General features: G+C 62.7%; 25 protein-coding genes and 3 pseudogenes. 14 read left to right on the forward strand and 14 right to left on the reverse strand.

Annotation, left to right across the window (positions count from 1 at the left end; all coding sequences use genetic code 11):
• Positions 1-54: 54 nt before the first annotated feature.
• Positions 55-1,143, reverse strand: coding sequence for a TRAP transporter substrate-binding protein (locus AB3L03_RS04125; RefSeq protein ID WP_085395849.1), 1,089 nt, complete (start codon positions 1,141-1,143; stop codon positions 55-57).
• Between the two features lie 280 nt (positions 1,144-1,423).
• On the opposite strand from AB3L03_RS04125, the gene AB3L03_RS04130 reads away from it, so the two are divergent.
• Entirely contained in the window at positions 1,424-2,725 is a 1,302-nt protein-coding gene (locus AB3L03_RS04130; RefSeq protein ID WP_247370862.1) for a M20/M25/M40 family metallo-hydrolase, read from the forward strand.
• Between the two features lie 69 nt (positions 2,726-2,794).
• Here the strand turns inward: AB3L03_RS04130 and AB3L03_RS04135 are convergent.
• Both AB3L03_RS04135 and AB3L03_RS04140 read right to left on the reverse strand, forming a co-directional pair.
• Positions 2,795-4,203, reverse strand: a pseudogene (locus AB3L03_RS04135) (sensor histidine kinase).
• A 1-nt stretch (position 4,204) separates the two neighbouring features.
• A complete protein-coding gene (locus AB3L03_RS04140) occupies positions 4,205-4,879 on the reverse strand; it encodes a response regulator transcription factor (RefSeq protein ID WP_007592584.1) in 675 nt (224 codons plus the stop codon).
• A 306-nt stretch (positions 4,880-5,185) separates the two neighbouring features.
• Here AB3L03_RS04140 and AB3L03_RS04145 point away from each other — a divergent pair, with 306 nt between their 5' ends.
• Together AB3L03_RS04145 and AB3L03_RS04150 are read left to right on the forward strand one after the other, a co-directional pair.
• Complete coding sequence (locus AB3L03_RS04145; protein ID WP_204510888.1) at positions 5,186-6,232, forward strand: alpha/beta fold hydrolase; 1,047 nt, start codon at positions 5,186-5,188, stop codon at positions 6,230-6,232.
• A 227-nt stretch (positions 6,233-6,459) separates the two neighbouring features.
• Positions 6,460-7,440, forward strand: coding sequence for a sensor histidine kinase (locus AB3L03_RS04150; protein ID WP_231190903.1), 981 nt, complete (start codon positions 6,460-6,462; stop codon positions 7,438-7,440).
• 57 nt (positions 7,441-7,497) lie between these two features.
• On the opposite strand, the gene AB3L03_RS04155 is transcribed toward AB3L03_RS04150, so the two are convergent.
• The 4 genes from AB3L03_RS04155 to AB3L03_RS04170 form a co-directional block, all read right to left on the reverse strand.
• On the reverse strand, positions 7,498-7,842 hold the full coding sequence (locus AB3L03_RS04155; protein ID WP_085353024.1) for a hypothetical protein: 345 nt from the start codon (positions 7,840-7,842) through the stop codon (positions 7,498-7,500).
• Positions 7,843-8,247: 405 nt separating this feature from the next.
• Positions 8,248-9,339, reverse strand: coding sequence for a TRAP transporter substrate-binding protein (locus AB3L03_RS04160; protein ID WP_018459388.1), 1,092 nt, complete (start codon positions 9,337-9,339; stop codon positions 8,248-8,250).
• 218 nt (positions 9,340-9,557) lie between these two features.
• Positions 9,558-10,700, reverse strand: a complete 1,143-nt coding sequence (locus tag AB3L03_RS04165) for an Mrp/NBP35 family ATP-binding protein (RefSeq protein WP_368508279.1) — start codon at positions 10,698-10,700, stop codon at positions 9,558-9,560.
• 53 nt (positions 10,701-10,753) lie between these two features.
• Complete coding sequence (locus tag AB3L03_RS04170) at positions 10,754-11,191, reverse strand: VOC family protein (protein WP_018459390.1); 438 nt, start codon at positions 11,189-11,191, stop codon at positions 10,754-10,756.
• A 182-nt stretch (positions 11,192-11,373) separates the two neighbouring features.
• Between AB3L03_RS04170 and AB3L03_RS04175 the strand changes: the two genes are divergently transcribed.
• The 5 genes from AB3L03_RS04175 (at position 11,374) to AB3L03_RS04195 (ending at position 16,110) form a co-directional block, all read left to right on the forward strand.
• On the forward strand, positions 11,374-12,246 hold the full coding sequence (locus AB3L03_RS04175; protein ID WP_247370874.1) for an NAD(P)-dependent oxidoreductase: 873 nt from the start codon (positions 11,374-11,376) through the stop codon (positions 12,244-12,246).
• Between the two features lie 22 nt (positions 12,247-12,268).
• A complete protein-coding gene (gene nhaD, locus AB3L03_RS04180) occupies positions 12,269-13,546 on the forward strand; it encodes a sodium:proton antiporter NhaD (RefSeq protein ID WP_018459392.1) in 1,278 nt (425 codons plus the stop codon).
• A 137-nt stretch (positions 13,547-13,683) separates the two neighbouring features.
• On the forward strand, positions 13,684-15,279 hold the full coding sequence (locus AB3L03_RS04185; protein ID WP_018459393.1) for a HAMP domain-containing sensor histidine kinase: 1,596 nt from the start codon (positions 13,684-13,686) through the stop codon (positions 15,277-15,279).
• 44 nt (positions 15,280-15,323) lie between these two features.
• The gene (locus AB3L03_RS04190; RefSeq protein WP_085385590.1) at positions 15,324-15,527 is read left to right on the forward strand and encodes a DUF1289 domain-containing protein; all 204 of its coding nucleotides are present in this window, start codon (positions 15,324-15,326) and stop codon (positions 15,525-15,527) included.
• A gap of 28 nt (positions 15,528-15,555) precedes the next feature.
• The gene (locus AB3L03_RS04195) at positions 15,556-16,110 is read left to right on the forward strand and encodes a TIGR02281 family clan AA aspartic protease (RefSeq protein ID WP_085385588.1); all 555 of its coding nucleotides are present in this window, start codon (positions 15,556-15,558) and stop codon (positions 16,108-16,110) included.
• A gap of 33 nt (positions 16,111-16,143) precedes the next feature.
• Here AB3L03_RS04195 and dusA read toward each other — a convergent pair whose 3' ends face one another.
• The 3 genes and pseudogenes from dusA to AB3L03_RS04210 form a co-directional block, all read right to left on the reverse strand.
• Positions 16,144-17,103 carry a tRNA dihydrouridine(20/20a) synthase DusA gene (gene dusA / locus AB3L03_RS04200; protein ID WP_231190905.1) on the reverse strand — a complete coding sequence of 320 codons (960 nt, stop codon included), beginning with the start codon at positions 17,101-17,103 and terminating at the stop codon, positions 16,144-16,146.
• Between the two features lie 235 nt (positions 17,104-17,338).
• Positions 17,339-17,428 (reverse strand): annotated as a pseudogene (locus tag AB3L03_RS04205) (DUF3606 domain-containing protein); the annotation flags it as partial.
• 59 nt (positions 17,429-17,487) lie between these two features.
• Positions 17,488-17,628, reverse strand: coding sequence for a hypothetical protein (locus tag AB3L03_RS04210; RefSeq protein WP_018459397.1), 141 nt, complete (start codon positions 17,626-17,628; stop codon positions 17,488-17,490).
• A 172-nt stretch (positions 17,629-17,800) separates the two neighbouring features.
• Here AB3L03_RS04210 and AB3L03_RS04215 point away from each other — a divergent pair, with 172 nt between their 5' ends.
• The 4 genes and pseudogenes from AB3L03_RS04215 to AB3L03_RS04230 all read left to right on the forward strand — a co-directional run.
• Complete coding sequence (locus tag AB3L03_RS04215; RefSeq protein ID WP_026233798.1) at positions 17,801-18,259, forward strand: YidB family protein; 459 nt, start codon at positions 17,801-17,803, stop codon at positions 18,257-18,259.
• Positions 18,260-18,283: 24 nt separating this feature from the next.
• Complete coding sequence (locus AB3L03_RS04220; protein ID WP_368508280.1) at positions 18,284-18,547, forward strand: GlsB/YeaQ/YmgE family stress response membrane protein; 264 nt, start codon at positions 18,284-18,286, stop codon at positions 18,545-18,547.
• 64 nt (positions 18,548-18,611) lie between these two features.
• Positions 18,612-18,950, forward strand: a complete 339-nt coding sequence (locus tag AB3L03_RS04225) for a hypothetical protein (protein WP_085395844.1) — start codon at positions 18,612-18,614, stop codon at positions 18,948-18,950.
• Positions 18,951-19,187: 237 nt separating this feature from the next.
• Positions 19,188-19,361, forward strand: a pseudogene (locus AB3L03_RS04230) (DNA ligase); the annotation flags it as partial.
• Positions 19,362-19,392: 31 nt separating this feature from the next.
• Here AB3L03_RS04230 and AB3L03_RS04235 read toward each other — a convergent pair.
• Positions 19,393-20,217, reverse strand: coding sequence for a ribonuclease HII (locus AB3L03_RS04235; protein ID WP_085395842.1), 825 nt, complete (start codon positions 20,215-20,217; stop codon positions 19,393-19,395).
• Between the two features lie 260 nt (positions 20,218-20,477).
• Here AB3L03_RS04235 and AB3L03_RS04240 point away from each other — a divergent pair, with 260 nt between their 5' ends.
• Positions 20,478-21,581, forward strand: coding sequence for a DNA topoisomerase IB (locus AB3L03_RS04240; protein WP_085395841.1), 1,104 nt, complete (start codon positions 20,478-20,480; stop codon positions 21,579-21,581).
• Between the two features lie 38 nt (positions 21,582-21,619).
• Positions 21,620-21,757, forward strand: coding sequence for a hypothetical protein (locus AB3L03_RS04245; RefSeq protein ID WP_018459404.1), 138 nt, complete (start codon positions 21,620-21,622; stop codon positions 21,755-21,757).
• 182 nt (positions 21,758-21,939) lie between these two features.
• Here AB3L03_RS04245 and AB3L03_RS04250 read toward each other — a convergent pair whose 3' ends face one another.
• From AB3L03_RS04250 to AB3L03_RS04260, 3 genes are read right to left on the reverse strand one after another with little or no spacing between them, the layout of a single operon-like run.
• Positions 21,940-22,779, reverse strand: a complete 840-nt coding sequence (locus AB3L03_RS04250) for an endonuclease/exonuclease/phosphatase family protein (protein WP_368508281.1) — start codon at positions 22,777-22,779, stop codon at positions 21,940-21,942.
• Positions 22,779-23,588, reverse strand: a complete 810-nt coding sequence (locus AB3L03_RS04255; RefSeq protein WP_085352716.1) for a carbohydrate ABC transporter permease — start codon at positions 23,586-23,588, stop codon at positions 22,779-22,781. Before AB3L03_RS04255 ends, AB3L03_RS04250 begins: the two co-directional genes overlap by 1 nt.
• Entirely contained in the window at positions 23,585-24,505 is a 921-nt protein-coding gene (locus tag AB3L03_RS04260) for a carbohydrate ABC transporter permease (RefSeq protein ID WP_085352715.1), read from the reverse strand. The genes AB3L03_RS04255 and AB3L03_RS04260 overlap by 4 nt, the downstream gene beginning before the upstream one ends.
• Between the last annotated feature and the right edge of the window lie 24 nt (positions 24,506-24,529).

Below are 24,529 nucleotides of genomic sequence, written 5' to 3' on the forward strand. Positions count from 1 at the left end.
ACCCGGAGCGAAAGCTCCGGGTTTTTTCGTTTGGGCCGATCGTGCGCTCTGCGATCAGCTCTGCGAGTTGCGCGCCATGAAGTTGTCATAGCCGACTTCGGCGACCTGGAACCACTGATATCCGTTGTTCGAGAACGCGGTCAGCGATTCGTAGACCTTCTTGAAGTCCGCGTTGGTAGCCGAGACTTCGGTGTGCAGCTCCTTTGCCGCCTTGAAGCAGGCTTGCATGACCTCGGGCGAGAACGGATGCAGCTTGGCGCCGGCCGCGAGCAGGCGCCGCAACGCCGGTGGATTGGCCTGGTCGTACTTCGCCATCATCCAGTTGTTGGCGTAGTGCCCCGCCTGCTCGAGGATGCTCTGATAGTGCTTCGGCAGAGCATTCCACTTGTCCTGGTTGACGAAGGCGAGCAGCATCGGCCCGCCTTCCCACCAGCCCGGGAAGTAATAATGCGGCGCGACTTTCACGAAGCCGAGCTTCTCGTCGTCATAGGGCCCGACCCATTCCGCTGCGTCGATGGTGCCCTTCTCCAGCGCCGGATAGATGTCGCCACCGGCGATCTGCTGCGGCACCGCGCCGAGTTTGGCCATCACTTTTCCGGCGAAGCCGCCGATGCGGAATTTCAACCCGCTGAAGTCCTGGGGCGTCTTGACCTCCTTGCGGAACCAGCCACCCATCTGACAGCCGGTGTTGCCAGCAAGCAGCGAGACGACGTTGTACTTCTTGTAGAACTCGTTGAGAATCTCCCTGCCGCCGCCCAGCATGTACCAGGCCTGGTTGATGCGCATGTTCGGTCCGAACGGCACGGCCGAGCCGAAGGTGAAGGTCGGGTCCTTGCCGAAATAATAATAAGACGCGGTGTGGCCGATTTCGCAGGTGCCGTTCTGCACGGCATCGAGCACCTGAAGGCCCGGCACGATCTCGCCGCCGGCAAATGTCTGAATCTGGAATTTGTTGTCGGTCGCTTCCGCGACCATCTTGGCCATCATCTCGGCGCCGCCATAGAGCGTGTCGAGCGATTTTGGCCAGCTCGTCGGCATGCGCCATTTGATCTCGGGCGTCGTCTGCGCGATCGCTGGAGCGGCGAGCGTGGCGACACCCGCCGCACCAAGCCCGGTGACCTTGATGAAATCTCGTCTTTTCATGATTTCCTACCCTGATGGATTGTGACGGTGGGCCTTCTTGCCGAGGCTTGGAGGCCAGCATGGAACATGTGTCGTCCGATTTCCATCCCTCACGATGTGAGGGACGAAAATGCCCAGCTCCCGCGCCATCCGGTCCTACGACTTTAGGCTTAGACGGCCCGCGGCCCTGGCCGTTCCCATCACGCCCGCCTCGGCCGGGCATGACGGGCGCGCCGGGCACGTGACAAGCGCCGGAAACACGGGCATACCGCGCCATTCCCCCAACCTAAGGCCGCCACGCATGTCGCGATCCTACCCTGCTCCATCGCTCGTTGGTTCGTTGATCGCGTCGCTCTGGCTGGGATGTGCGGCAATGCCGGCGCATGCTGAGCTGAGCGCGAATGTCATGGCCGACGTCCATGCGTTGGCGCAAAAAGAGCAGCAGCCGCTGCTCGACACGCTGCGCGATCTCGTCAGCATCGAATCCGGCAGCAAGGATGTCGAAGGTCTGAACCAGATCGCCCAGCGCGTTGCCGGCCAGCTCAAGCAGCTCGGCGGCACGGTGGAGATCCTCGAACCCACCGACGTCTATCGCCTCGACGACACACCCGAGAAGATCGGCCCGGCCGTACACGCCGTATTCAAGGGCACCGGCAGCAAGAAGATCATGCTGATCGCCCACATGGACACCGTGTACCTGAAGGGCATGCTGAAGGATCAACCGTTCCGCATCGACGGCGACAAGGCCTACGGCCTCGGCATTGCCGACGACAAGCAGGGCGTCGCGCTCATTCTTCATACCGTGGCGTTGCTGCAGAAGCTGAGCTTCCGGGACTACGGCACGCTCACGGTGCTCACCAATGGCGACGAGGAGATCTCCTCACCGGGCTGGCGCAGCACCATCACCAGGTTCGCTGCGGATCAGGATGTGGTGTTCTCCTTTGAAGGCGGCGGTACCGACGGCACGCTGCGGCTGGCCACCAGCGGCATCGGCTCGGCCTATCTCACGGTGCAGGGCAAGTCGTCACATGCAGGCTCACGGCCCGAGGGCGGCGTCAACGCGCTGTACGAGCTCTCCCACCAGCTCCTGCAGATGAAGGACCTGTCCAAACCAGAGCAGGGCCTGAAACTGAACTGGACGGTCTCCAAGGCCGGCACCAACCGCAACGTGATCCCCGCGGAGGCCACGGCCCAGGCCGACGCACGTGCACTTAAGGTCGCCGATTTCGACGAGCTCGAGAAGACACTGCAGGAGAAGATCAAGAATAACCTGCTGCCCGAGTCCAAGGTCGAGCTGAAATTCGAGGTGCGCCGTCCGCCGCTGGAGGCCAACGACGCCTCACGTCGAGTCGCGGCCCACGGCAAGACGATCTATGAGGAGATCGGACTGCCTCTCAAAGTCGACGAGAAGGCGACCGGCGGCGGCACCGACGCGGCGTTTGCCGCACTCAAGACCAGCGGAGCCGTGGTGGAAGGCATGGGCCTGTCGGGGTTCGGCGCGCATTCCAACGATGCCGAATATGTGCAGCTCAACAGCATCGTGCCGCGGCTTTATCTGACCACACGCATGATCATGGATCTGTCCACCGGCAAGCTGAAATAGCCCGATCTTCCTTCTCTCCTCACGTCCGCCGAAGCCTTGGCAAAGGCGGATGTGGGAGAAAGTGGCGCGTCAGCGCCGCGCCGCGTTCAAATCAACGTCGCCCGACTTCTCTGCCAGCCTGAACCGCAGCGTGAACTGCGCGCCGCCGCCCGGACGATTCTCCACCGCAACCGTCGCCGCGTGATCATCCGCCACGGCGCGCACGATCGACAGCCCGAGGCCGGCGCCGTCGCTGCGCTGGCGGTCGGCGCGCCAGAAGCGGTGGAAGATCAATTCGCGCTCGGCTTCCGCGATTCCCGGCCCGCAATCGCGCACGCGCACCGCGCCATCCTCGCTCACATCGACATCGACCGACGTGTCCATTGCCGTGAACTTGATGGCGTTTTCGGCGAGATTGAAGATCGCGCGCTGGAGCATCACCGAATTGCCGTGGATCAGCACCGGCGCCTCGGTGCCCCTCAGCGCGATATCCTTGTGCTGTGCGATCGCGAGCGGCGCGATCGAACCGACCACCTCGGCGCAGACCGCGCGCAAATCCGCGGTCTCGCCGGGATCGAGCACCAGCGTGTCGAGCTCGGCGATCTCCAGTAGCTGCGCGACGATGCGGCTCATGCCCTCGATGTCCGCATGCAGCGCATGCCGTGCGGCGCCATCGCCGAGCGTCTCGATCCGCGTGCGCAGGATCGCGAGCGGCGTGCGCAATTGATGCGCGGCGTCGGCGGTGAACTGCCGCTGCACCCGAAAGCCGTCCTCGAGGCGGTCGAGCGCCTGGTTGACGGCGGTGACGAGCGGCATGATCTCGCGCGGAATCTGCTCCGTCGGCAGGCGGATGTCCGTGCGCGCCGGGCCGATATTGCTCGCCTCCTCGGAGGCCTTCCATAGCGGCGCAACAGCGCGGCGAAAGATGATGATGTCGATGCCGAGCAGGACCAGCAGGATCGGAATGGTGATCCATCCGACCCGCCGGAAGAAGTTCGATACGATGTCGTCGATGATGACGTCGCGGTGCGCGAGGTCCTCCGCGACGCGAATGCGTATCACCTTGCCGTCGATGGTGCGGGTGACTCCAGCCCCGGAAATCGTTTCGGAGAGCGGCGGTGGCGCGGCCGCCGCAGTGCCGGTCTTGCGCCGCGACGAAAACAGCAGATTCCCCCGGCATCGCGAATGTCGTACTGGTAGCGGCCATAGGCTTCTGAATAAAGGCCCTTGAGACTGTCCGGCAGGTTGAACGTCAGCAGCCCGTCGGGCTGGGCGACGATGCGCTCGGCCAACACCTCGGCCTGCGCGCGCATGGCATCGCGATGCAGCTGGTCGATCTCTGAATTGAGCAGCCAGAACAGCACCAGCGGCAGGAAGATCGCGACCACCGCGACCGCCACGATGTGCAGGAACACGATGCGCCAGATCAGCGATTTGAACGTCGGCGACCTCCCATGGATCCCGGCGCGGAATCCGGCGTGAGATCCGATCCGGGCCACGCTATTTCTCCTCGGCCATGAGATAGCCGACGCCACGGATGGTGTGGATCACGACCTTGGCGCCATGCTCGGCGAGCTGCTTGCGCAGCCGCGAGACGTAGACCTCGACCGCGTTGGAGGCGACCTCGCCATCGAGGCCGAAGATGTGGTCCTCGACGTTCTTCTTCGGTACCACCCGCCCCTGCCGGCGCAGCAGGATCTCGAGCACCGAGGTCTCGCGCGCGGAGATGATGCGCGGCTGGTCGTCGACGAAGATCTGGCGGCTCTCGGTGTCATAGACGAGGTTGGCGAGGCGCAGCGAGCGGCCAAGCAACTGGCCCGGACGGCGCAGGATCGCCTCCAGTCGCGCCACCAGCTCCTCCATCGCGAACGGTTTGGCGAGATAGTCGTCGGCGCCGCTGCGCAGGCCGCTGACACGATCTTGCAAGCCGCCGCGCGCGGTCAGCACCAGCACCGGCAACGGCTCCATCTGCCGGCGAAGCTCACGCAGCACCGACAGGCCATCGCCGTCGGGTAGTCCGAGGTCGAGGATCATCGCGGCATAGCTGACGCTGCTGACCGCCTCGCGCGCTTCGGCAGCGCTGCCGACGATGTCGCTCTCATAGCCGGCCGCCGACAGCCCGCCGGCAACGAGCCGCGACAGCTCGGCATTGTCCTCGACGATCAGAAGGCGCATCGCATTTTCCCGCGGGATGTTCCGGTGTCACCGCACGGCTTCCGCCGCATCTTCGCTGTCTTCCATCATCCGGGGCATCTCGGCCAGCGAAAAAGCACCCGGCGGGCCGGCCGCTCCCTTCCGTCAGGTTCCTGTAAGCCAGTCCGGGCACGAGCGGATGAGGTCGCGGATGGCCCGGAAATTTACCTCCTTGGGCCCCGCCGCCGTCGGCCCTGCCGAGGAACGAACACCCCCGCGAACCGTTCAACTCAGCTGCAACATTTCTCATTTGATGGGGCGTCGTGCAGACCACCTAAGGTAATGCACATGCGCCTTGCACGACGAACACGTTCCAGCTCCCTTCTATCCGATTGCTTGGGCGCCATCACGCGACATCCAGGCGCCGCCGCGTTTGCTGCCGCAGGTACCCTCGTTGCGGCTACCGCAATCATAAACCGGCGGCTCGCGAACAAAGCGCAACGCGATAATCCTCCGCAGGGTCGGTTCATCGACGTCGAGGGGGTTCGCCTGCACTATTTGGAACGCGGCAGAGGCAAGCCGCTAGTCTTGTTTCACGGCAATGGCAGCATGGTCCAGGATTTCGTCTCGAGTGGATTGATCGATCTCGCAGCCGAGAACTACAGGGTCATAGTGTTCGATCGTCCCGGTTTTGGGCATAGCTCGCGGCCAAGGCACGTCGTCTGGACTCCGGATGCCCAGGCGGACCTGTTCAAGAAGGCCCTCGATCAGTTGGGCGTCTCTCAAGCGATTGTCCTTGGCCATTCATGGGGAGCGTCGGTTGCGGTTGCGCTGGCGACAAGACATCCTTCGTTCGTGCAGGCTCTCGTATTGGCCTCGGGCTATTATTTCCCGACTCCCCGCGCGGACAGCGCGGCGTCGGTGCTGTCCGCCCTACCGGTGGTCGGGGACGTCATCAGCTCCACGATTTCGCCGCTAGCCGGTCGGATGATGTGGCCCGCGATGTTGCGCAAGCTGTTTGGCCCCCGGCCGGTCCCGAACAAGTTCGCCGGCTTTCCGAAAGAAATGGCGTTGCGCCCATCACAGATGCGGGCCACAGCGGCCGAAGCGACGATGTTGATCTCCGCCGCATTCTCAGGTTCGAAGACTTATGCAGAACTCAAGATGCCGACGATCATTATCGCGGGCCAGAACGATCGTCTGATCGATATCAAGCAGTCGGTCAGGCTGCATGGCGAGGTCAAGCAGAGCAAATTGCACCGGATCGACGGAGCGGGACACATGATTCATCATTCCGCAACCGCTGATGTGATGGCGGCCATCGACGAAGCTGCTGCCGAGGCCGTGTTGACCCATGGACGGGAAGGCCCAGGCGTTTCGCGAAGCAACGCGTAATCGCTCACGAACAACGCCGCTGATCGCCGTCGGCGAACCTCACGGCTCGTTTGCGGAGGATCGCTTCTGAGCCAACTCGGGCGCGGGACCACACTTCAACCCGCCCTCTCGGTCGAACGGAGACCTTTTCGACCGGGTATGGTATCTGTCGATCGCCCGTTGGCCGAGGTGCCGATTGGTCAGATAAAGCGGGAAAACGAAGCACAATGGTTCCTAGCCAGGTGACGATGCCCTTGTGGCACGAAAAGCACCTCCGGGCTGCCACTCGCGCCGCCGGTGTCGCTCTATGGTCCTGGAACGTTGATACCGACGCCATCACCATGGATGAACCCGCGTACGACCTTTGGGAGGTGCCCAAGGGCGAGCAGAAAATTACGTTCGAGATACTGTCCAAGAACATCCACCCCGCCGATCTTGAGAGGGTGAGATCGGCATTTGCCGCTACTCGCGCAGTCGTAGGCTCTTACGAGATAGATTTTCGTATTCTGACCGGCAGCGATATCCGTTGGATTTCCGCGCGGGGCCAGGGCGACGATGCCGACATCGCGGATCGAACGATGTTCGGTATTTTCCTGGACGTCACCCAACGCAAGCAAGCCGAGGAAGCCAACGAGCTCCTGGCGGGCGAGATGAGCCACCGGCTGAAAAACCTTCTCACCGTCGCAACGGCGCTGACGCAAATGAGCTCACGCTCGGCAGCATCAAAAGAGGATATGGCCCAGGAGCTGACCAGTCGCCTGATGGCTCTTGGACGTGCTCAGGACCTTGTGCGCCCGGTACCGGGACGAAATAGAGAAGGGACGCTTCTCGGAGACCTCATCTCTGTTCTGCTTGCGCCGTACGATGAGGAAGGAGCCAGCGTTCGTATTCGTGTCTCGGTCCCCAAGATGAACGTGGGAGAGGCTTCCAGCACAGCACTCGCCTTGGTGATGCATGAACTGGCAACCAACTCTGCGAAATACGGTGCGCTGTCCCTTTCAAGTGGCACCCTGGACGTATCGTGCAACGCTCACGAGGACGAGGTCGTGGTCAAGTGGACGGAGCGGGGTGGTCCCCCCGTTGTCGCTCCAACAAAGCTCGAAGGCTTTGGAAGCCAGTTGGTGCACCGAAGTATGGCCGCCCAGCTTGGCGGGACTATAACTTTTGACTGGTCGGAAGAGGGTGTGGTGGTCATCCTGCGCATGAGCAAAGACCGTCTTGCGAATTGATGTTGAGCTGATTTCCCGCGCCCACTCCTGTCACCCGTCTGCGATTGGCCCTTGGCTTTACTTCGTACGACGCTCCTGAAAAGCCTCTCTGAGTTCGGCCAGTTCATCGCTTGTCGCTCCCAATTCCACATCGGCACGGCTTGCAGGTAAATCCCTGTAAGCAATCGGCTGATCGAACTGGCTGGCCGTAAAGTCGTACCGCCGACCACCGATGCGATTGTAAAAATGGTCGCCGGCCGGCAGCGGCGTCCTCAGCAACTCGCCGCCGAAGAGCTCGTGGATCAGCAGCGAGGTGACGTTGCATTGCCCCGCCGCCGGATTGCTCGCCGTCCATTGACTGGCGGTTGCCAACGACCAGGCCTTGCGCAGCGCGCTTTGAACCTCATCGGGATCGAAGCTCATCATCAACCCCAGGCCAGCCGCCGAGGCGCTCATTTCGGATTTTGCGATAATGCCTTTATGCCACTGTTTTGCCCGACGAGTCAAACGATCTCGCTGAAGCACGCGCGCCTGCCCGCTTTGACGCCCAAAAATACGAAGTTGCCCTCGACCGCGCGATGCTCGGGCGTGCCTGCCAATTAGCCCATCGCATCAAGCTGTTGGCTACACTCGCAACGCCTTGTCCTCTCACCCCTCGTCTACTGTGCATGGGGTTGTTTTTCAGATTTTTTGTTGGAGGCCCCGCCCGTCCCCCGGCGACACCGCCGCTCGCCGATATCCGCTCGCCTATTCCGATCGCGTCGCCCCAAAGAAAAGCCCGGCCTCGCGAACGAGACCGGGCGTGTCGTCTTGCGACTTGCTCGAAGATCAGCCGCGGGTGCGCGAGCGGATCATGAAGCTGTCGTAGGTGTATTCGGCGACCTGCCACCACAGATATTCGTCGGAGCGGTAGGCCTGCATGGCGTCGATCGACTTCTTGAAGTCGGGATTCTTGGCCGAGATCTCGCCCCACAATTCGTTGGTCGCCTTGAGGCAGGCTTCCAGAACCTCATTGGTGAACGGGCGAAGCTGCGTTCCGCCGGCGACCAGACGCTTCAGCGCGCCGGGGTTCACCATGTCGTAGCGCGCGGCCATCCAGGTGTTGGTGTTGACGGTCGCGTTGGTGAGGATCGCCTGATAGTTCTTCGGCAGCTCGTTCCACTTGTCGATGTTGGCGAAGGCGTGAACGGTCGGACCGCCTTCCCAGAAGCCCGGGTAGTAGTAGTACTTGGCGACCTTGGCGAAGCCGAGCTTCTCGTCATCGTAGGGACCGACCCATTCGGCCGCGTCGATGGTGCCCTTCTCGAGCGACGGATAGATGTCGCCGCCGGCGAGCTGCTGCGGCACCACGCCGACCTTCTGAAGCACCTGGCCGGCAATGCCGCCGATGCGCATCTTCAGGCCCGACAGGTCGGCAACGGTCTTGATCTCCTTGCGGAACCAGCCGCCCATCTGGGTGCCGGTGTTGCCGCAGGGGAAGCCCACCACGTTCGTCTTCTTGAAGAACTCGTTGGCGAGCTCGTTGCCGCCGCCTTGGTACAGCCAGGAATTCTGCTGGCGTGCATTCAGGCCGAAAGGCACCGACGCGAAAATCGCGAAGGTCGGGTCTTTGCCGACGTAATAATACGACACCGTGTGGCACATCTCGACGGTGCCCTTCTGGGTCGCATCCAGCGCCTGCAGGCCCGGGACGATTTCACCCGCCTGGAAGACCTGGATCTGAAACTTGTTGTCGGTCATCTCGGCGACGTACTTCGCCATCTGCTCGGCACCGCCATAGATGGTGTCGAGCGACTTCGGGAAGCTCGACGTCAGGCGCCACTTGATCTCGGGCGAGGACTGCGCGATCGCCGGCGAGGCCACCGCGGCGGTCGCCGCCGCGCCGGCTGCCGACACTTTCAGGAAATCACGACGCTTCATCTTCAGTCTCTCCTTGTTGGGGCGTTTCCCCTAACTTCCTCTTTGCTGCCGCTCATTCCGGCGACGCGTTCTTGGGCCGCGTCGAACCGAAGGGGCTTGACTGCCGTGGGCCTTTAACACGGAAGCCCTGCTTTCGAAACGCGACATTGGCATGACAGGGCTCTACGAAAGTCGCATGTCCCCAAGGTATTGGTTTCAAGGGATCGGCTTGGATCCGCTTAGGCCGCGGCGATGACGCCCTTGAGCTGGTCCCGCACCTGTCCCGCAATGGCGCGGTAGATCGCCGCATGGGGACCATCCGGCTCGCTGTCCACCACGGGCGTGCCCGCATCCGAGGTGGCGCAGATCGCCATGTGCAGGGGGATCTCGCCCAGGAATGGTACCCCGAGCTTCTCGGCCTCGTGGCGCGCGCCGCCATGGCCGAAAATGTCGGATTTCGTGCCGCATTGCGGGCACTGGAAATAGCTCATGTTCTCGACGATGCCGAGCACGGGCACGTTGACCTTCTTGAACATCGCAAGCCCCCGCCTTGCGTCGATCAGCGACAGGTCCTGCGGGGTCGAGACGATCACGGCGCCCTTCAAAGGGACGTTCTGCGCCAGCGTGAGCTGGGCATCGCCGGTGCCTGGCGGCATGTCGACGACGAGCACATCGAGCTGGCCCCATACGACGTCGCGCAGCATCTGCGTCACTGCCGACATCACCATCGGCCCGCGCCAGATCATCGCGGTCTCTTCCTCCACCAGGAAGCCGATCGACATGATGGCCAGGCCAAAGCGCTTGAGCGGAATCATCTTGCGCTCGTCGTTCAGCTCCGGCTTCTCATGCAGGCCCGTCAGCCGCGGCGCCGATGGGCCGTAGATGTCGGCATCGAGCAGCCCGACCTTGAGGCCGAGATCGCGCAGACCGAGTGCCAGGTTGAGCGCGGTGGTGGATTTGCCGACACCGCCCTTGCCCGAGGCGACCGCGATCACGGCCGCGACGCCCGGAATCTCGGACTGCCGCGCCATCGGCGATTGGGCGCCGCCCTGCGGCGGCGGCTTGTGGGCGTGGACGGGCTGCACGCCCGGCGTGCCGCGGCTGGGAGTTGGCGGCGGTGGCGGCGCCGCGCCGGCCTTCCGCTCGGCGGTCAGCGCCACCATGACGGTGGTGACGCCGGGAATGGCGCGCACCGCGGCCTCGGCCTCGGCCCGGACGGATTCCCAGGCTCGCGCTTCGGCGGCATCGACATTGATCGAGAAGAACACCTTGCCGTCGGCCGCGCTGATCGCGCTCAGCACATTGGCATTGGTGAGCGCGCCCCCGCGGGGCGACTTGATCCTGGCGAGGCTGTCGAGAACCTGTTGCTGCGTCACGCTCAAAGCGCATCTCCTAGAATTCAAGATGCCCCATTAGAGCGGAAACGCCCAAAAGGCTACTGCCTGCCGATATCGTCAGCCATCTCGGCGGGCGCGGCCCCCTGCTCCAGGGCCGCCTCGTAGTTGAGCTCGATCATGACCCCGTTGGGGTCGTGGACGAAGATCTGCCAGAGCTCACCGCCGGGCACTTGGCGGGAGTCGAACTTCATCCCCTTTGAGGCCAGCCGCTGCTTCATGCCGTCAAACCCGCGGCTGGCGAAGGCGACGTGGTGGACAACGCCGGAATCCGGCTTTTGTGGCTCGGCAGTCGGAGAAATATCGACGAGGTGCACCACCGGCTTTCCCTCGCTGTACATCCAGGCGCCGGGGAAGGCGAAATTCGGCCGGGCGCCTTTTTCCAGGCCCAGCACGTCCTCGTAGAAGCGGACGGTTTCGGCCAGATTCCGGGTCCGGACATTGAAATGATCGAGCACGCCCACGCTTACGCCGCCCATGCCTTCGCTCCCTTTTTTTGAAGTCCTTAGGTCCACCATCCTAACACAGGCGGGGGCCAAACGAACCCGTTGCCCTCCGGCCTCAAGGGTTTATGGTGCGCCCGATCTGCCGCAATGGCGGAACCGGACGGCCCTCGCCCGGCAAGAACCGTAAAACCCAAACTACGGACAAGGTACTACAGATGACTAAAGTCGCTTTCCTCGGTCTCGGCGTGATGGGCTTCCCCATGGCCGGACACCTCGTGAAAAAAGGGGGCCATGAGGTCACCGTCTATAACCGCACCGCGGCCAAGGCGAAGGAGTGGGCGGACAAGTTCGGCGGCAAGACCGCGGCGACCCCGAAGGCCGCGGCCGAGGGCCAGGATTTCGTGATGTGCTGCGTCGGCAACGATAACGATCTGCGCGCGGTCACGATCGGTGCCGACGGCGCGTTTGCCGGCATGAAGAAGGGTGCAACCTTCGTCGACCACACCACCGCTTCCGCCGAGGTCGCGCGTGAGCTCGATGCGGCCGCGACCAAGGCCGGCTTCAAGTTCATCGACGCACCCGTGTCCGGCGGCCAGGCCGGCGCCGAGAACGGCGTGCTGACGGTGATGTGCGGCGGCGCGCAGGACGCCTATGCCGGCGCCGAGCCGATCATCACAGGCGCCTATGCGCGGATGTGCAAATTGCTGGGGCCCGCCGGCTCCGGCCAGCTGACCAAAATGGTCAACCAGATCTGCATCGCCGGCCTCGTCCAGGGCCTCTCCGAGGGTATTCACTTCGCCAAGAAAAGTGGCCTTGACGTCGCCGCCGTGATCGAAACCATCTCCAAGGGCGCCGCGCAGTCCTGGCAGATGGAGAACCGCTACAAGACCATGAACGAGGACAAATACGATTTCGGCTTCGCGGTCGAATGGATGCGCAAGGATCTCTCGATCTCGCTGGCCGAAGCCCGTCGCAATGGCGCCAATCTGCCGGTGACCGCGCTCGTCGACCAGTTCTACGCCGAGGTCGAGAAGATGGGCGGCAAGCGCTGGGATACATCGAGCCTGCTCGCGCGCCTGAATCGCTGACACCTCACGAAGTGATCCTGCCTTGCTGACCGCACTCGCCGCAATCTTCATCCTCGCCTATGCGGCGATCGCGCTCGAGCATCCTATCGGGGTGAACAAGAGCGCGTCTGCGCTACTCGGCGCGGGCGTGCTCTGGACAATCTACGCGCTCGCGACCGGCGACCACACGCTGGTCGGCCGTCAGCTTGACGAGTCCGTCGCTGCCACCGCGCAGATCGTGTTCTTCCTGGTTGGCGCGATGACCATCGTCGAGGTCATCGACGCCCATGACGGTTTCGAGGTCATCACCTCCCGCATCAGCACGACCAGCCAGGTCCGTCTGATATGGCTGATTGGCTTCGTTACCTTCTTCCTCAGTGCAATCCTCGACAATCTGACCACCACCATCGTCATGGTCTCGCTGATCCAGCGGCTGATCGCCAAGCGCGACGACCGCTTGCTGTTCGCCTCCCTCATCGTCATCGCCGCAAATGCCGGCGGCGCATGGACCGTGATCGGCGACGTCACCACGACCATGCTGTGGATCGGCGGACAGATTTCGCCCCTGAAAATCATGAGCGCGGTGTTCCTGCCCTCCTTGCTCAACCTGCTGGTGCCGCTCGCATTCATCAGCTTTTCACTCAAGGGCAAGACCATCGCACCACCGCCGAAAGAGGACGGATTGCAGGGCGTCGATCCGTTCGAGCGGAACGTGATGTTCTATCTCGGACTCGGCGTACTGATCGCGGTGCCCGCCTTCAAGACGGTCACGCACCTGCCGCCCTTCATGGGCGTCCTGCTCGGGCTTGGCATCGTGTGGTTGGTCGGCGAGATCGTTCATCGCAAAAAGGATGAGCATGTCCGCGGTCCCCTCACGCTTGCGAATGCGCTGACGCGGATCGACATGGGCTCGATCGTATTCTTCCTCGGCATCTTGCTCGCGGTCGCCTGCCTCGAACATGCCGGCCTGCTCTCCATGGTGGCCAAATGGCTGGACACCGCGATCGGCCGACAGGACATCATCGTGATCGTGCTCGGCCTGCTCAGTGCTGTCATCGACAACGTGCCGCTGGTCGCCGCGACGATGGGCATGTACGACCTCGCGCATTATCCACCCGACAGCTTCATCTGGGAGTTCATCGCCTATTGCGCCGGAACCGGCGGCTCGATCCTGATCATCGGCTCGGCCGCAGGCGTCGCCGCCATGGGGCTCGAGCGCATCGAGTTCCTCTGGTACGCCCGCCGCATCGCCGTTCCCGCGCTCGCCGGCTATCTGGCGGGCGCCGTGGTGTACATCGCGCAGCACGCGGCGCTGCATTGAGCGGCTCACGCCGGATCCAAAATTAACGCCGGGTTAACGTAATTCTTTAGCTCCTTAAGTCACCTCTTAAGGATTTCTTGCCAGAGATAGACAATGCAGAAGGCCCGTCCCGCGCGGGCAGGAATTGTTGTTGTGCGATGAGTAAACCCGCTGAAAAGCCCGAGGTTGTGCAGCTTCCGGCCGAGCCGGTGAGCGTGCCGTCGGCGAGCCATCGCCGGGCTGCGGCACAGCGGGTGCGCGAGGCGCGCGATAAGTTAACGTCGACCAGTGGAACCCGGCCGGCTTTCGATGCCGAAATGCTGCGCCAGTACGCCCAGACGCGGCTGTCGGCCTCCTATGTCGTGATGCTGCTTGTGGTCGCGACAGGCGTGCTGTTTGGGCTGTGGATGCAGCCGATCCCGGCCGCGGCCTGGACCGCCGGCATGCTTTGCATTCATGCCGCAATGATCCGCAGCTGCCACCGCTTCCTGGCCGAGCCCGCCTCGCCCGCGGCAACGCGCGCATGGCAGACGCGTTTCGTCGTGCTCGACCTGCTCTATGGCCTTTGCTGGATGGCGATCCTGATCCATCCCGTGCTCGACATGATCACGGAAACGCTGATGATGTTCCTGATGCTGCTGGTGATCGCAGTATCAAGCATGCTGGCCGCCAATCTGCCGATCGCCGCCCTCGCCGCCACCGCACCGGTCGCGGTCGCGATGGCGCTGAGCTTCGTGATGACTGGCTCGCTGGATAATTACATCCTGGCCGCGCTCGCCGTCGCCGCCGAAGGCTATTTCGTGTTGCTGGCTCACCGCCTGCACTCTTCGACCTTCGCCACGCTCGAGGCGCGGGCCGAGAAGGACGCGCTGATTGGCGAGCTCGAACAAGCCAAGGCGATCTCGGACGAAGCGCGCCACCGCGCCGAATCCGCCAATGTGGCCAAGTCGCGCTTTCTGGCGCAGATGAGCCACGAACTGCGGACGCCGCTCAATGCAATCCTCGGCTTCTCGGAAGTGATGAAGAGCGAGATTTTCGGCGCGCATGCCGTGCCGGTCTACAAGGAGTACTCGGCCGACATCCACAATTCCGGCGTCCACCTGCTCAACCTCATCAACGAGATCCTCGATCTGTCGCGGATCGAGGCTGGCCGCTACGAGCTCAACGAGGAAGCGGTCTCGCTGGTCGGCATCGTCGCCGACTGCCATCATTTGATGAAGCTGCGCGCCTCGAGCCGTGGCATCACCATCCACGAGGTGTTCGAGCAGGCGATGCCGCGGCTGTGGGCCGACGAGCGCGCGATCCGCCAGGTCGTGCTCAATCTGCTCTCCAACTCGATCAAGTTCACTCCGCAGGGCGGCGAGATCTGGCTCAAGGCCGGCTGGACGGCCTCAGGCGGACAATATCTCTCGGTGAAGGACACCGGCTCCGGGATTCCCGAGGACGAGATCCCGGTCGTGCTCGCATCGTTCGGCCAAGGTTCCAATTCGATCAAGTCGGCCGAACAGGGCGCCGGTCTCGGCCTGCCGATCGCCAAGAATCTGGTCGACCTGCATGGCGGTACGTTCACGCTGAAATCGAAGCTGCGCATCGGCACCGAAGTGATCGTCACCTTCCCGCCCGAGCGCGTGATGAGCGCGCTGGCGCCGATGTCGGATGATTCTCCGCCGCTCCAACCCGAGAGTTCCGCGGTAGCGGACGAGAAGCGCCGGCCCCGCCGCAAGCCGATCATGAGCGCAGGTACGGGCTCGTAACGAGGTGCTTGCAGACATGCCCGACCATCCGCCACTATGCCCCAATGAGCAAAGAAACGCCTTGCGTGGCCGTCTGCATGATCGATCCCAAGACCAGGCTGTGCTTCGGCTGCGGACGCACATTGCCGGAGATCGCGCGCTGGCACGCCATGGAGAGCGCGGAACGCCTCACGGTCATGGCGCTGTTGCCGGCGCGCATGAATCAGGCTGGACTTCCGCCCATCGCGGGATCGCCGAAACACACCTGATCGGTCGGCGCGCATCTGGAGATGCGCAATGATCCGGTCCCTGCTCGTTCTCATCATGCTCGCCTGCACGGCCGGTGCCGTCGTCGCCTATGGCGATTCCGACCAGATCGCGCGCGCGAGCAGCAAGGTCTCGCATATCTTTCGCACGCAGACCGCAGCGCCCGCGCCCGCCGTGCAGATTCCGCGCGGCCAGGGCGGCGAATTCGCGCTGCGCGCGAAGATCAACGGCGTGGCCGCACCGATGGTCATTGACACCGGCGCGACCTCGGTGGTGCTGACCTGGGAAACCGCGAAGGCGATCGGGCTGCCGCTCGAGATGCTCGAATACGACGTCGATCTCGAAACCGCGGGCGGTCACACCAAGGCGGCCCGCCTCACGATCGACCGCCTCTCCGTCGGTCACCTCGTCGAGAAATCGGTGCCAGCCCTCGTCGTGCAGCGCGGGCAGATGAAGACCAATCTGCTCGGCATGAGCTTCCTCGATCGCCTGGAGAGCTGGGGCGTGCGCGCCGACAGGCTGATGCTCACGGGTTATCCGGAGCTCCAGACCAGTCGCCGCCGCTCGCGCCTGGCAGTCGACTAGACTCTTGCAATCCGGCTCGTCATGCGATTACGGCTAGGCCGCCGCCTCCGCCGGTACGTGCGCACCGACACGCGCAATCGCTTCGCGTAGCACCTCGAGGCCAGCGCCCGGCTTCACCCCCTGCTCGGCAAGATGCCGGCGGAAGGCGCGCGCGCCGGGGACGGCGTGGAATGCGCCGACGAAATGCCGCGTCATAGAGTGCAGCCTCGTGCCGCGCGCGAGTTGCTGTTCGATGTAGGGCACCATCCCTTCGAGCGCATCCTGCATCGAGGCATGCGGCGCCGCCTCGCCGAAAATGTCGGTATCGACCGAGAGCAGCCGCCACGGCTCCTGATAGGCGGCTCGTCCAAGCATCGCGCCGTCAACGTGATCGAGATGTGCCCTTGCCTCGTCGACACCGGGGATGCCGCCGTTGATGATGACAGGCACATCCGGCATCGCGCGCTTGAGGCGATAGACGCGATCATAGTCGAGCGGCGGGATGTCGCGATTCTCCTTCGGTGACAAACCGCTGAGCCATGCTTTCCGGGCATGTACGATCAGCGCATCGCAGCCGGAGTCAACGACTGCGTGCGCAAGGTTGTCGAGCGCGACTTCGGGATCCTGGTCGTCGATCCCGATGCGGCACTTCACGGTCACGGGCACGGCCACCGCACCCTTCATCGCCTCGACGCACCTCGCCACGAGATCAGGCTCTGCCATCAGGCAAGCGCCGAAACGGCCGTCCTTCACGCGGTCGGAGGGGCAGCCGACGTTGAGGTTGATTTCGTCATAACCCAACTCCTCGCCGATCCGCGCCACCAGCGCCAGCTCGCGTGGATCCGACCCGCCGAGCTGAAGCGCGACCGGGTGCTCGACCAGGTCGAACCCAAGCAGCCGCTTCCGGTCACCATGAATGATGGCGCCAGTGGTCAGCATCTCCGTATAGAGCAGCGCCCGCCTCGTCAGGTGACGGTGGAACACCCGGCAATGCCGGTCGGTCCAATCCATCATGGGCGCCACGGAAAAGCGATATTCTTGATATTCCAAGTAGTTATCCTATCCTTACAATGGACTAGAGCAGGAACAAGTGCACACGTGTGCACTCCAAACTAGCCAAAATTGCACACGTTTGTACCGCGTTTGATCTCCCGGTGCACACTAGCGCACATGAAATCCGGGTGGAGCGCACACGCGGTGCCGACCTTTAAGAAGCTCAAGTCGGGCAGCTGGCGCGTTCAAGTCAGGAGGAATCGTATCGCACTTCGTAGTCCTGGCCGTTAGCCACGCGGGCGCGATCTTGTTTGCGTCCCCGTGCGGTCTTCTTCTTCGCTGCCATCTGCTCCTCCGCCCGCGAAACTCATCGCGGTGCGACGCTTCAAGGAATCGCGAGTTCCTTCAAAGAAGCTGTTGCGAGCGCGAGGCCGAACGAACGCGAGCGACGCAGCATCGCGGCTCCAACTTGGTGGGCTTTTCCATTTTCAGTTCCTCGACCGCCTGCACGAAGGCTTCGTCGCGCCGCATGAGCAAAGCGGCCATTTGGCGCACGTCGCGCGAGCTGGTTTGCTCCGGACTTTCGCCCGGAGCCCGCTCCCGTTTTCTTGCAGATGCTTCTCTAGATCCTCCTTTCCCAAACCCACGGCTCGGGAAGACTTGGAACTTCTCAGCCCAGCGTAGGTTGGTTGCCGATCGTTGAACTCAGGAGCCGAAAATGAGCCGCGGAATGCCATCGATGACCGCCCTCTTGGGTATGCTCGCAATCGCGGGGTATCAAAATCGGGACAAGCTGGCGGACATGTTTCGCAATGCGACCTCCGGCCAGCCGGCGGGTGCCAAGGATTCCCTGAGCGGCATGCTCGGCAGCCTTGGCGGCCTAGCGGGCACCGGAGGCGTGGGTTCGCTGCTGAACGGCGGGATCGGCGAATTGCTCGAGCACTTCAGGCAGAACGGGCAAGGCGATGTGGCTCAATCCTGGATCAATCAGGGGCCGAACCGCGAAGTCACCCCGCCCGAACTCCAGCAGGCTATCGGTCCGGACGTCCTTCAAAAACTGGAGCAGCAGACCGGCTTGTCGCAGCAGGAGATTCTCGACCGTTTGTCCCGAGAGCTTCCGACTGCCGTGGACAAATACACGCCTGATGGACGTCTTCCGGCTTCATCGGCGGGATAACACCACAGCGATCGAGGGAGAGACATGAGCATCATCTGGACGATCATCATCGGTTTCATCGCAGGCGTCATCGCGAAGTTCATCATGCCCGGCGACAACGAGCCCTCGGGTTTCATCCTGACCACCATCCTGGGAATAGTGGGCGCGTTCGTAGCGACCTATCTTGGCCAATCTCTCGGCTGGTACCGGCCAGGAGAAGGCGCAGGACTAGTGGGGGCAGTGGTAGGCGCCATCATCGTGCTTTTCGTCTACGGTTTTGTAGCCGGTAGCAGCCGTCGGGCGATCTAACCACAGTGAACGGAATTCTGCGCGTAAGCGGAGAATTCGCCCGGTGTGAAAGGCGATCGGCAAGATGAAATGGATGCTCGTTGTCCTGGTAGGAGGCATGACCCCGGTCAACACCGACCTGGTTTTCGACAAGTTCGCCGATTGCCTTGCCGCCGAGGAGCAGATGCGAAAGCACTATACGGACGCTTTCGAGGCCTGGGACCGATGGGCCGCGGCCAATATCGAGCGACGACGCGAATACTCAAAGGTCCGCGACCTCCAGGCCAAACGCCTGCTCAGCAACATCGGTACGTGCGTCCCTCATGCGGGTGGCGACCCCGCGGCGCTTCAGCAGCAGAGCACTCCGACACCTCCTCAAACTCCTCAAGCCGGACCTATGCCTCAGCCAAGTCCGAAAACGTGACGTCTGAACGTTTCGAACAGGCGCAGCCGCAAACGAATGTTGCAGCTGCGCATTCATCGCCCCTGCCTTCATTGTTCTCGCCCGCGCTGACCTTTGGCCTGCTGACGATTATAGGTGCACGCCTAAATGTCGCCCTGACGGACCTGCGGGCAGAGATGTCGGCCGAACTATAGCGCAAGCACCGGCTCAAGGCCCTCCTGCCGCGCCACAAGCTGATCGCGTTCAGCAAGCACCGCAGCCAAAGTAAAGGATGAGCGGGTCACGACCTGGGTGCATCCTTCGTAGGTCGCGGAAGTGAAATTAGCGGAGTGGACCAGCAAGGGCGAGCTGCGCCAGCCGGTCTATCTCGGCCTGAGGTCGGACAAATTGGCCGAGGACGTCGTTCGCGAAAAGAAATGGCCGCGAAAATAGTACGCCGAGACGAAACGTGGACCCCAGGAGTTCAACCAGCGGTGCGCTCGGATGCCGAAGGCCACGGCGGCAGGGGCGGCAGTCCGAGGGCCTTGCGTACAGGTCCGAACGACCTCCGGTGAGCTGCGCATGCACCAAGCCTGGCGAGCGCCTCATAATGAGCCGGCACCGGGTAGCCCTTGTGATCCGCGAACCCGTAGCCGGGGTGACGCACGTCGAGCGTCCGCATGACCATATCGCGCTCGACTTTCGCGAGGATGGAGGCGGCCGCAATGCTGGCGGACTTGGCGTCACCTTTAATGATGGACTGCTGAGGGATCTCGATTTCCTTCAACCGCTTCGCGTCGATCAGCAAGTGCTGCGGCGCCAACCCTAGGCCCCGGACCGCACGCTGCATCGCCTGGATGCCTGCCCAATAGATGTTGATCGCGTCGATCTCCTCGACCTCGACGAATGCTACACACCAACTCTCTGCCTTCTCCTTGATTTCCCTCGCGAGTTCTTCGCGAGCGGCGGCATCGAGTTTTTTCGAGTCGTCGATTCCGATTATCCGCGTGCCGGGCTTCAGGATCACGGCGCCAGCAGAGACTGGCCCGGCGAGAGGGCTCATTCCCGCCTCGTCCACGCCTGCCACGGCATGATGGCCGCTTTCCCAGAGAGAGGTCTCGAAGCGGAGCATCTTTCGCAGGCGCTGCCCCTCGGACCTATTTTCGGAGCGCCGTTTATCGATTGAGGCCAGGATGGCACGGGCTCCCGCGCGGGCGTCGGCCCGCAAGATCTGCTCGATGCTGGCTTCGAGCGGTCTTTTCTCGACGACATAGCGCCGACGCAATACATCGAGTGAATACTGGGACATGGCGGCCTTCCTGAAGATTGACTGTGGGAAGCGTGTCGGTGAAATTTGTGGCGATTGTCTGAAGCTAGACCATGCCGTCATCGACTGCGCAGCGCCTTGTCGAAAGAACCGGACCGGCTCTCCATCTGAGGTCCCGCTATTCTGGAGGGCCACTGATCCACACCTCGCGTCCACCGACCTCCGAGCGGAACCAACCGGTGTCTTCATCCCTTTAGAAAGAGTGGAGCCTCGATCCCAGGGTGCTTCCGAGGGACCGGCCCATGCTCCGACAAACCAGCAACGAAGAAGAGGTTCTGGACCGCACCGCCGAGGTCGCGGCCACCATCGCGGAAGAAGGCCTCCGGTATGTCAGCGACTCCGCGCCGGGGTACACGCGCAAGCGGACTGGAACCACTTTCAGCTACTACGACAAGGACGGCAAGCGAATCACCGATGCCGCCGTCATCCGACGCATCAAAGCAATCGGCATCCCGCCGGCCTACGAATCCGTGTGGATCTGCCCGTCTTCGAACGGCCACATCCAGGCAACCGGGCTCGATGCGCGGGGCCGCAAGCAGTACCGCTACCACGCAAAATGGCGCGAGTTGCGCGACCAGAACAAGTACGAGCACATCATCCAGTTCGCGACCGCGCTGCCAGCGCTGCGGGAGCGGGTCGCCGCCGACATGAAGCGGGACGGACTGCCCCGCGAGAAGGTGCTGGCCACGATCGTCAGTCTTCTGGAGAAGACGTTGATCCGGGTGGGCAATGCCGAGTATGCCGAGCAAAACAAGTCCTACGGGCTCACCACCATGCGCCGCAAGCACGTCGCGGTCGGGCGCGGCGTCCTTCGGTTCGACTTCACGGGCAAGTCGGGCAAACAGTGGAAGCTTCGCGTCGAGGACAAGCGGATAGTCGCGATCGTGAAGCGCTGCGCGGAGATCCCGGGACATGAGCTCTTCAAGTACCTGGACGAGGACGGACAGCCCCGCACCGTCGATTCCGGCGACGTCAACGCCTACATCAAGGACATCACGGGCGAGGACTTCAGCGCCAAGGATTTTCGAACTTGGGCGGGGACGGTTCTGGCGGCGTTGGCGCTTGCCGAATTCAAGAAGTACGACAGCCAGGCCGAGGCCAAGCGCAACGTCGTCGCCGCGATCGAAAGCGTCTCGAAGCAGCTCGGCAACACACCGGCGATCTGCCGCAAGTGCTACGTGCACCCGGAAGTCCTGAACGCCTACATGTCTGGTGACCTCGTGAAGATGATTGATGCCAAGATCGCGCAGAAGTTCAAGCGCCAGTACGCCAAGCTCACTCCCGACGAGATCGTGGTGCTGGCATTTCTCCGCAAGCGTCTCAATTCTCTGAAGGCGCCCGCCTAGCCTCGCGTACCAGTCTCCGGACGCCCGCGTCCTCCTCGATGCTTGCGCGCACGCCTCGGCAGGTGCCGGAAGCTGTCGAAGGCGAACAGAAGCTGGCCGGCGTGCTTGTTATTGTCGGCTTGCTTGCCGCCTTCGCGCTTTCGGCCAAACGTAAAAGGGCATTGGACGCCTTCTGAATCAATCACGTGTTGGCCCACCTGCCAGAGTGCATAAATTCAGGCGCGGCTTTGAGGTCAGCCGCCGTCGCGTTCATCGTGGCGTGCCATTCTTTTTTGTTTGACCGAGTTCAGACGTATCGCGACGTAGACCGAGGAAGCCCCCCTTGCAACGACAGCTTTTTAGTAGCTCCTCTATTCCTCTATTCCGAAACTTCGATTGCAATGGGTTGGTGATCGGATGCATCCGTCGCTTCGTTGACCTCGATGCTGCGAACGTAGCCGGTCAAATCTTCCGTCACGAAAATGAAGTCGCGGCAGTCGGGCCCGTCGGCCCACTGCGCGCGGTCGTAGATTCCGCAAGTCGGCGCACGCGCGCGGCCGGGACGATCGGCGGTCCATGCATCCCGATACGCCAGACGAGGCCGGCCAGATCGGGCAATCAATGCGTGCTGAGGGTCGGCAACATCAAAATTGAAATCACCACACAGCAGGCTCGACGCCGCGACGGTCTGACTTCCATATGGCTCATCGTGCCGGAAGCCGGCCTGCCTCGGACTCATTGACGCGTCCTCCTGCAAATCCAGCAGGCGAGCGATCTGCGCCTCGCGCTGGCCGGCCGAATGGAACTCGAGATGCGTGTTGACGACGCGGACCGCGCCAAACGAGGCCTGAACCGTCACCTCCAGGGCGTGACGGCGCATGCTGCGCACCGCGGCTACGCCCGGCCATGGCAGCAGATGGTTTGCAATCTGCAGCACCGGCAACCTCGACAGCGTCATGTTACCGAAGCGATGGAGGTTGCCATCAGGATCGACAGTTTCGATCGCGGGCCGGAATATTGCGGAGTAGCCGGGCAAAAGGGCTGCCAGCTGTTCGCTCTGATCCGCTCCATCACCAAATCTCAAGAAGTTCGCGCTCACCTCCTGGAAGCAGAACACGTCCGCATCGAGCGTCTGTCGAGCGACGGCAACGATCCTTGCCAGATCGGTCACGCCGTCGCAGCCCTTTCCGCACTGTATGTTCCAGGTGAGAAGTCTCATTAACGGATGCCTGCACGCATGAATGACTGGACGAACTGACGCTGGAACAGCAGAAACGCGATCAGCAGCGGCGCCATCGTCATCACGGTTGCCGCCGTGATCACTGACCAATCCACGCCGGTCTCAGGCGCGCCGAACACGGCAAGCCCCACGGTGAGCGGCCGCGCTTCCACCGAATTCGTGACGATCAACGGCCACAGGAAATTGTTCCAGTGATAGCTGACGGAGACGAGGCCAAAGGCGACATAGGTCGGGCGAGCCAGCGGGACATAGACCCGCCACAGGATTCCGAGCGGACCCGCTCCCTCGACCCGCGCGGCTTCGACCAACTCCTGGGGCACCCCCTTGAAGGTCTGCCGCAGCAGGAAGATGCCGAAGGCGCTCGCGAGATAGGGCAGCGCGATCGCAGGGATCGTATCGAGCAATCCCAGCTTGGCGATCGCGCGGTAGTTCTCGACGATCAGGACGTCGGGCATGATCATCAGCTGGAGCAGAACGAGGGCGAAAGCGATGCCGCTGCCCCTGAACCTGAAGCGCGCAAAGGCATAGGCGGCCAGCGTCGACAGGATGAGCTGACCAACCAGGATCAGCGTCACCAGCACCACCGTGTTGAGATAGTACCGAGCGAACGGCGCCTGGTTCCAGGCCCGGGCAAAATTCTCCAGCGTCCAGGGCGCGGACAGGCTGAACGACGTGGCGTAAGCGGCCGGATGCAGCGCGCTCCAAAAGGCATAGGCCAATGGGGCAAGCCAGATCAAAGCCAGGAGCCATGCTGCGACGGCCTCAATGGGGCGTGTCCGGCCTCTCATTGATAGTGGATCCTGCGATCGAGATAACCGAACTTGATCAGCGCAACCGAGCTCAGCAGCATCAGAAGCACAACCGTCAGCGTTGCCGCGTAAGAGGAATCTTGGAAGGTGAAGGCAACCTCATAAATGTAGTAGAGCAGCAGCGTGCTGGCGTTGTTCGGACCGCCCTTGGTCATGATGACCAGATGGTCCACCAACTTGAAGGAGTTGATGACTGCGTTGATCGCCACGAACAACGTGGTCGGCATCAGCAATGGGAACGTGATCCGGCGGAACGTGTACCACCGGCTCGCGCCTTCGATGGACGCGGCCTCTTCGAGGTCCGGCGAGAGCTGCTGCAGCGCCGCCAGGTAGAAGATCATGAAGAAGCCGGCCTCCTTCCAGATCACCATCACGATCAGACAGCTCATCACCGTCGAGGGATCGCCCAGCCAGTTCCAGCCACCGAGACCGAAAAGGCCGCGCAACTGATCCAGCAACCCGTAATCCGGCGTGTAGAAGAACAGCCAGATATTGGCGACGGCGATCATCGGCAGCACGGTCGGCGTGAAATAGGCCAGTCGCAGAAAGCCGCGGCCGCGTATGTTGCGATTGACCCAGATCGCCATCACCAGGGCCAGGGCAATCGAGGTCGGGATCGTGCCGAGCGCGAACCAGAAATTATTGACCAGCGCCTTCCAGAAGATCGGATCGGCCGCCATGGACCGATAGCTGTCAAGCCCGACGAAGGCCTCCGTGCCATTGCGGCGCGTGACGAACAGCGAATGCCGGATCGTCGCCAGAATCGGAAAGTGCGTGAATGCGAGTAGCAGGACGGCCGCCGGCAGCAGCAGCAGCCAGGCATTCACGGTGTTCCACCACGCTTGCGATCGGGCACGGCGCGGGGCTATTGGCGATGAGACCATGGAGTCGGACATCTGTGAGCCGGCGGGATGGCGGTG

The sequence above is a fragment of the Bradyrhizobium lupini genome, from assembly GCF_040939785.1.
Lineage (GTDB): Bacteria > Pseudomonadota > Alphaproteobacteria > Rhizobiales > Xanthobacteraceae > Bradyrhizobium > Bradyrhizobium canariense_D.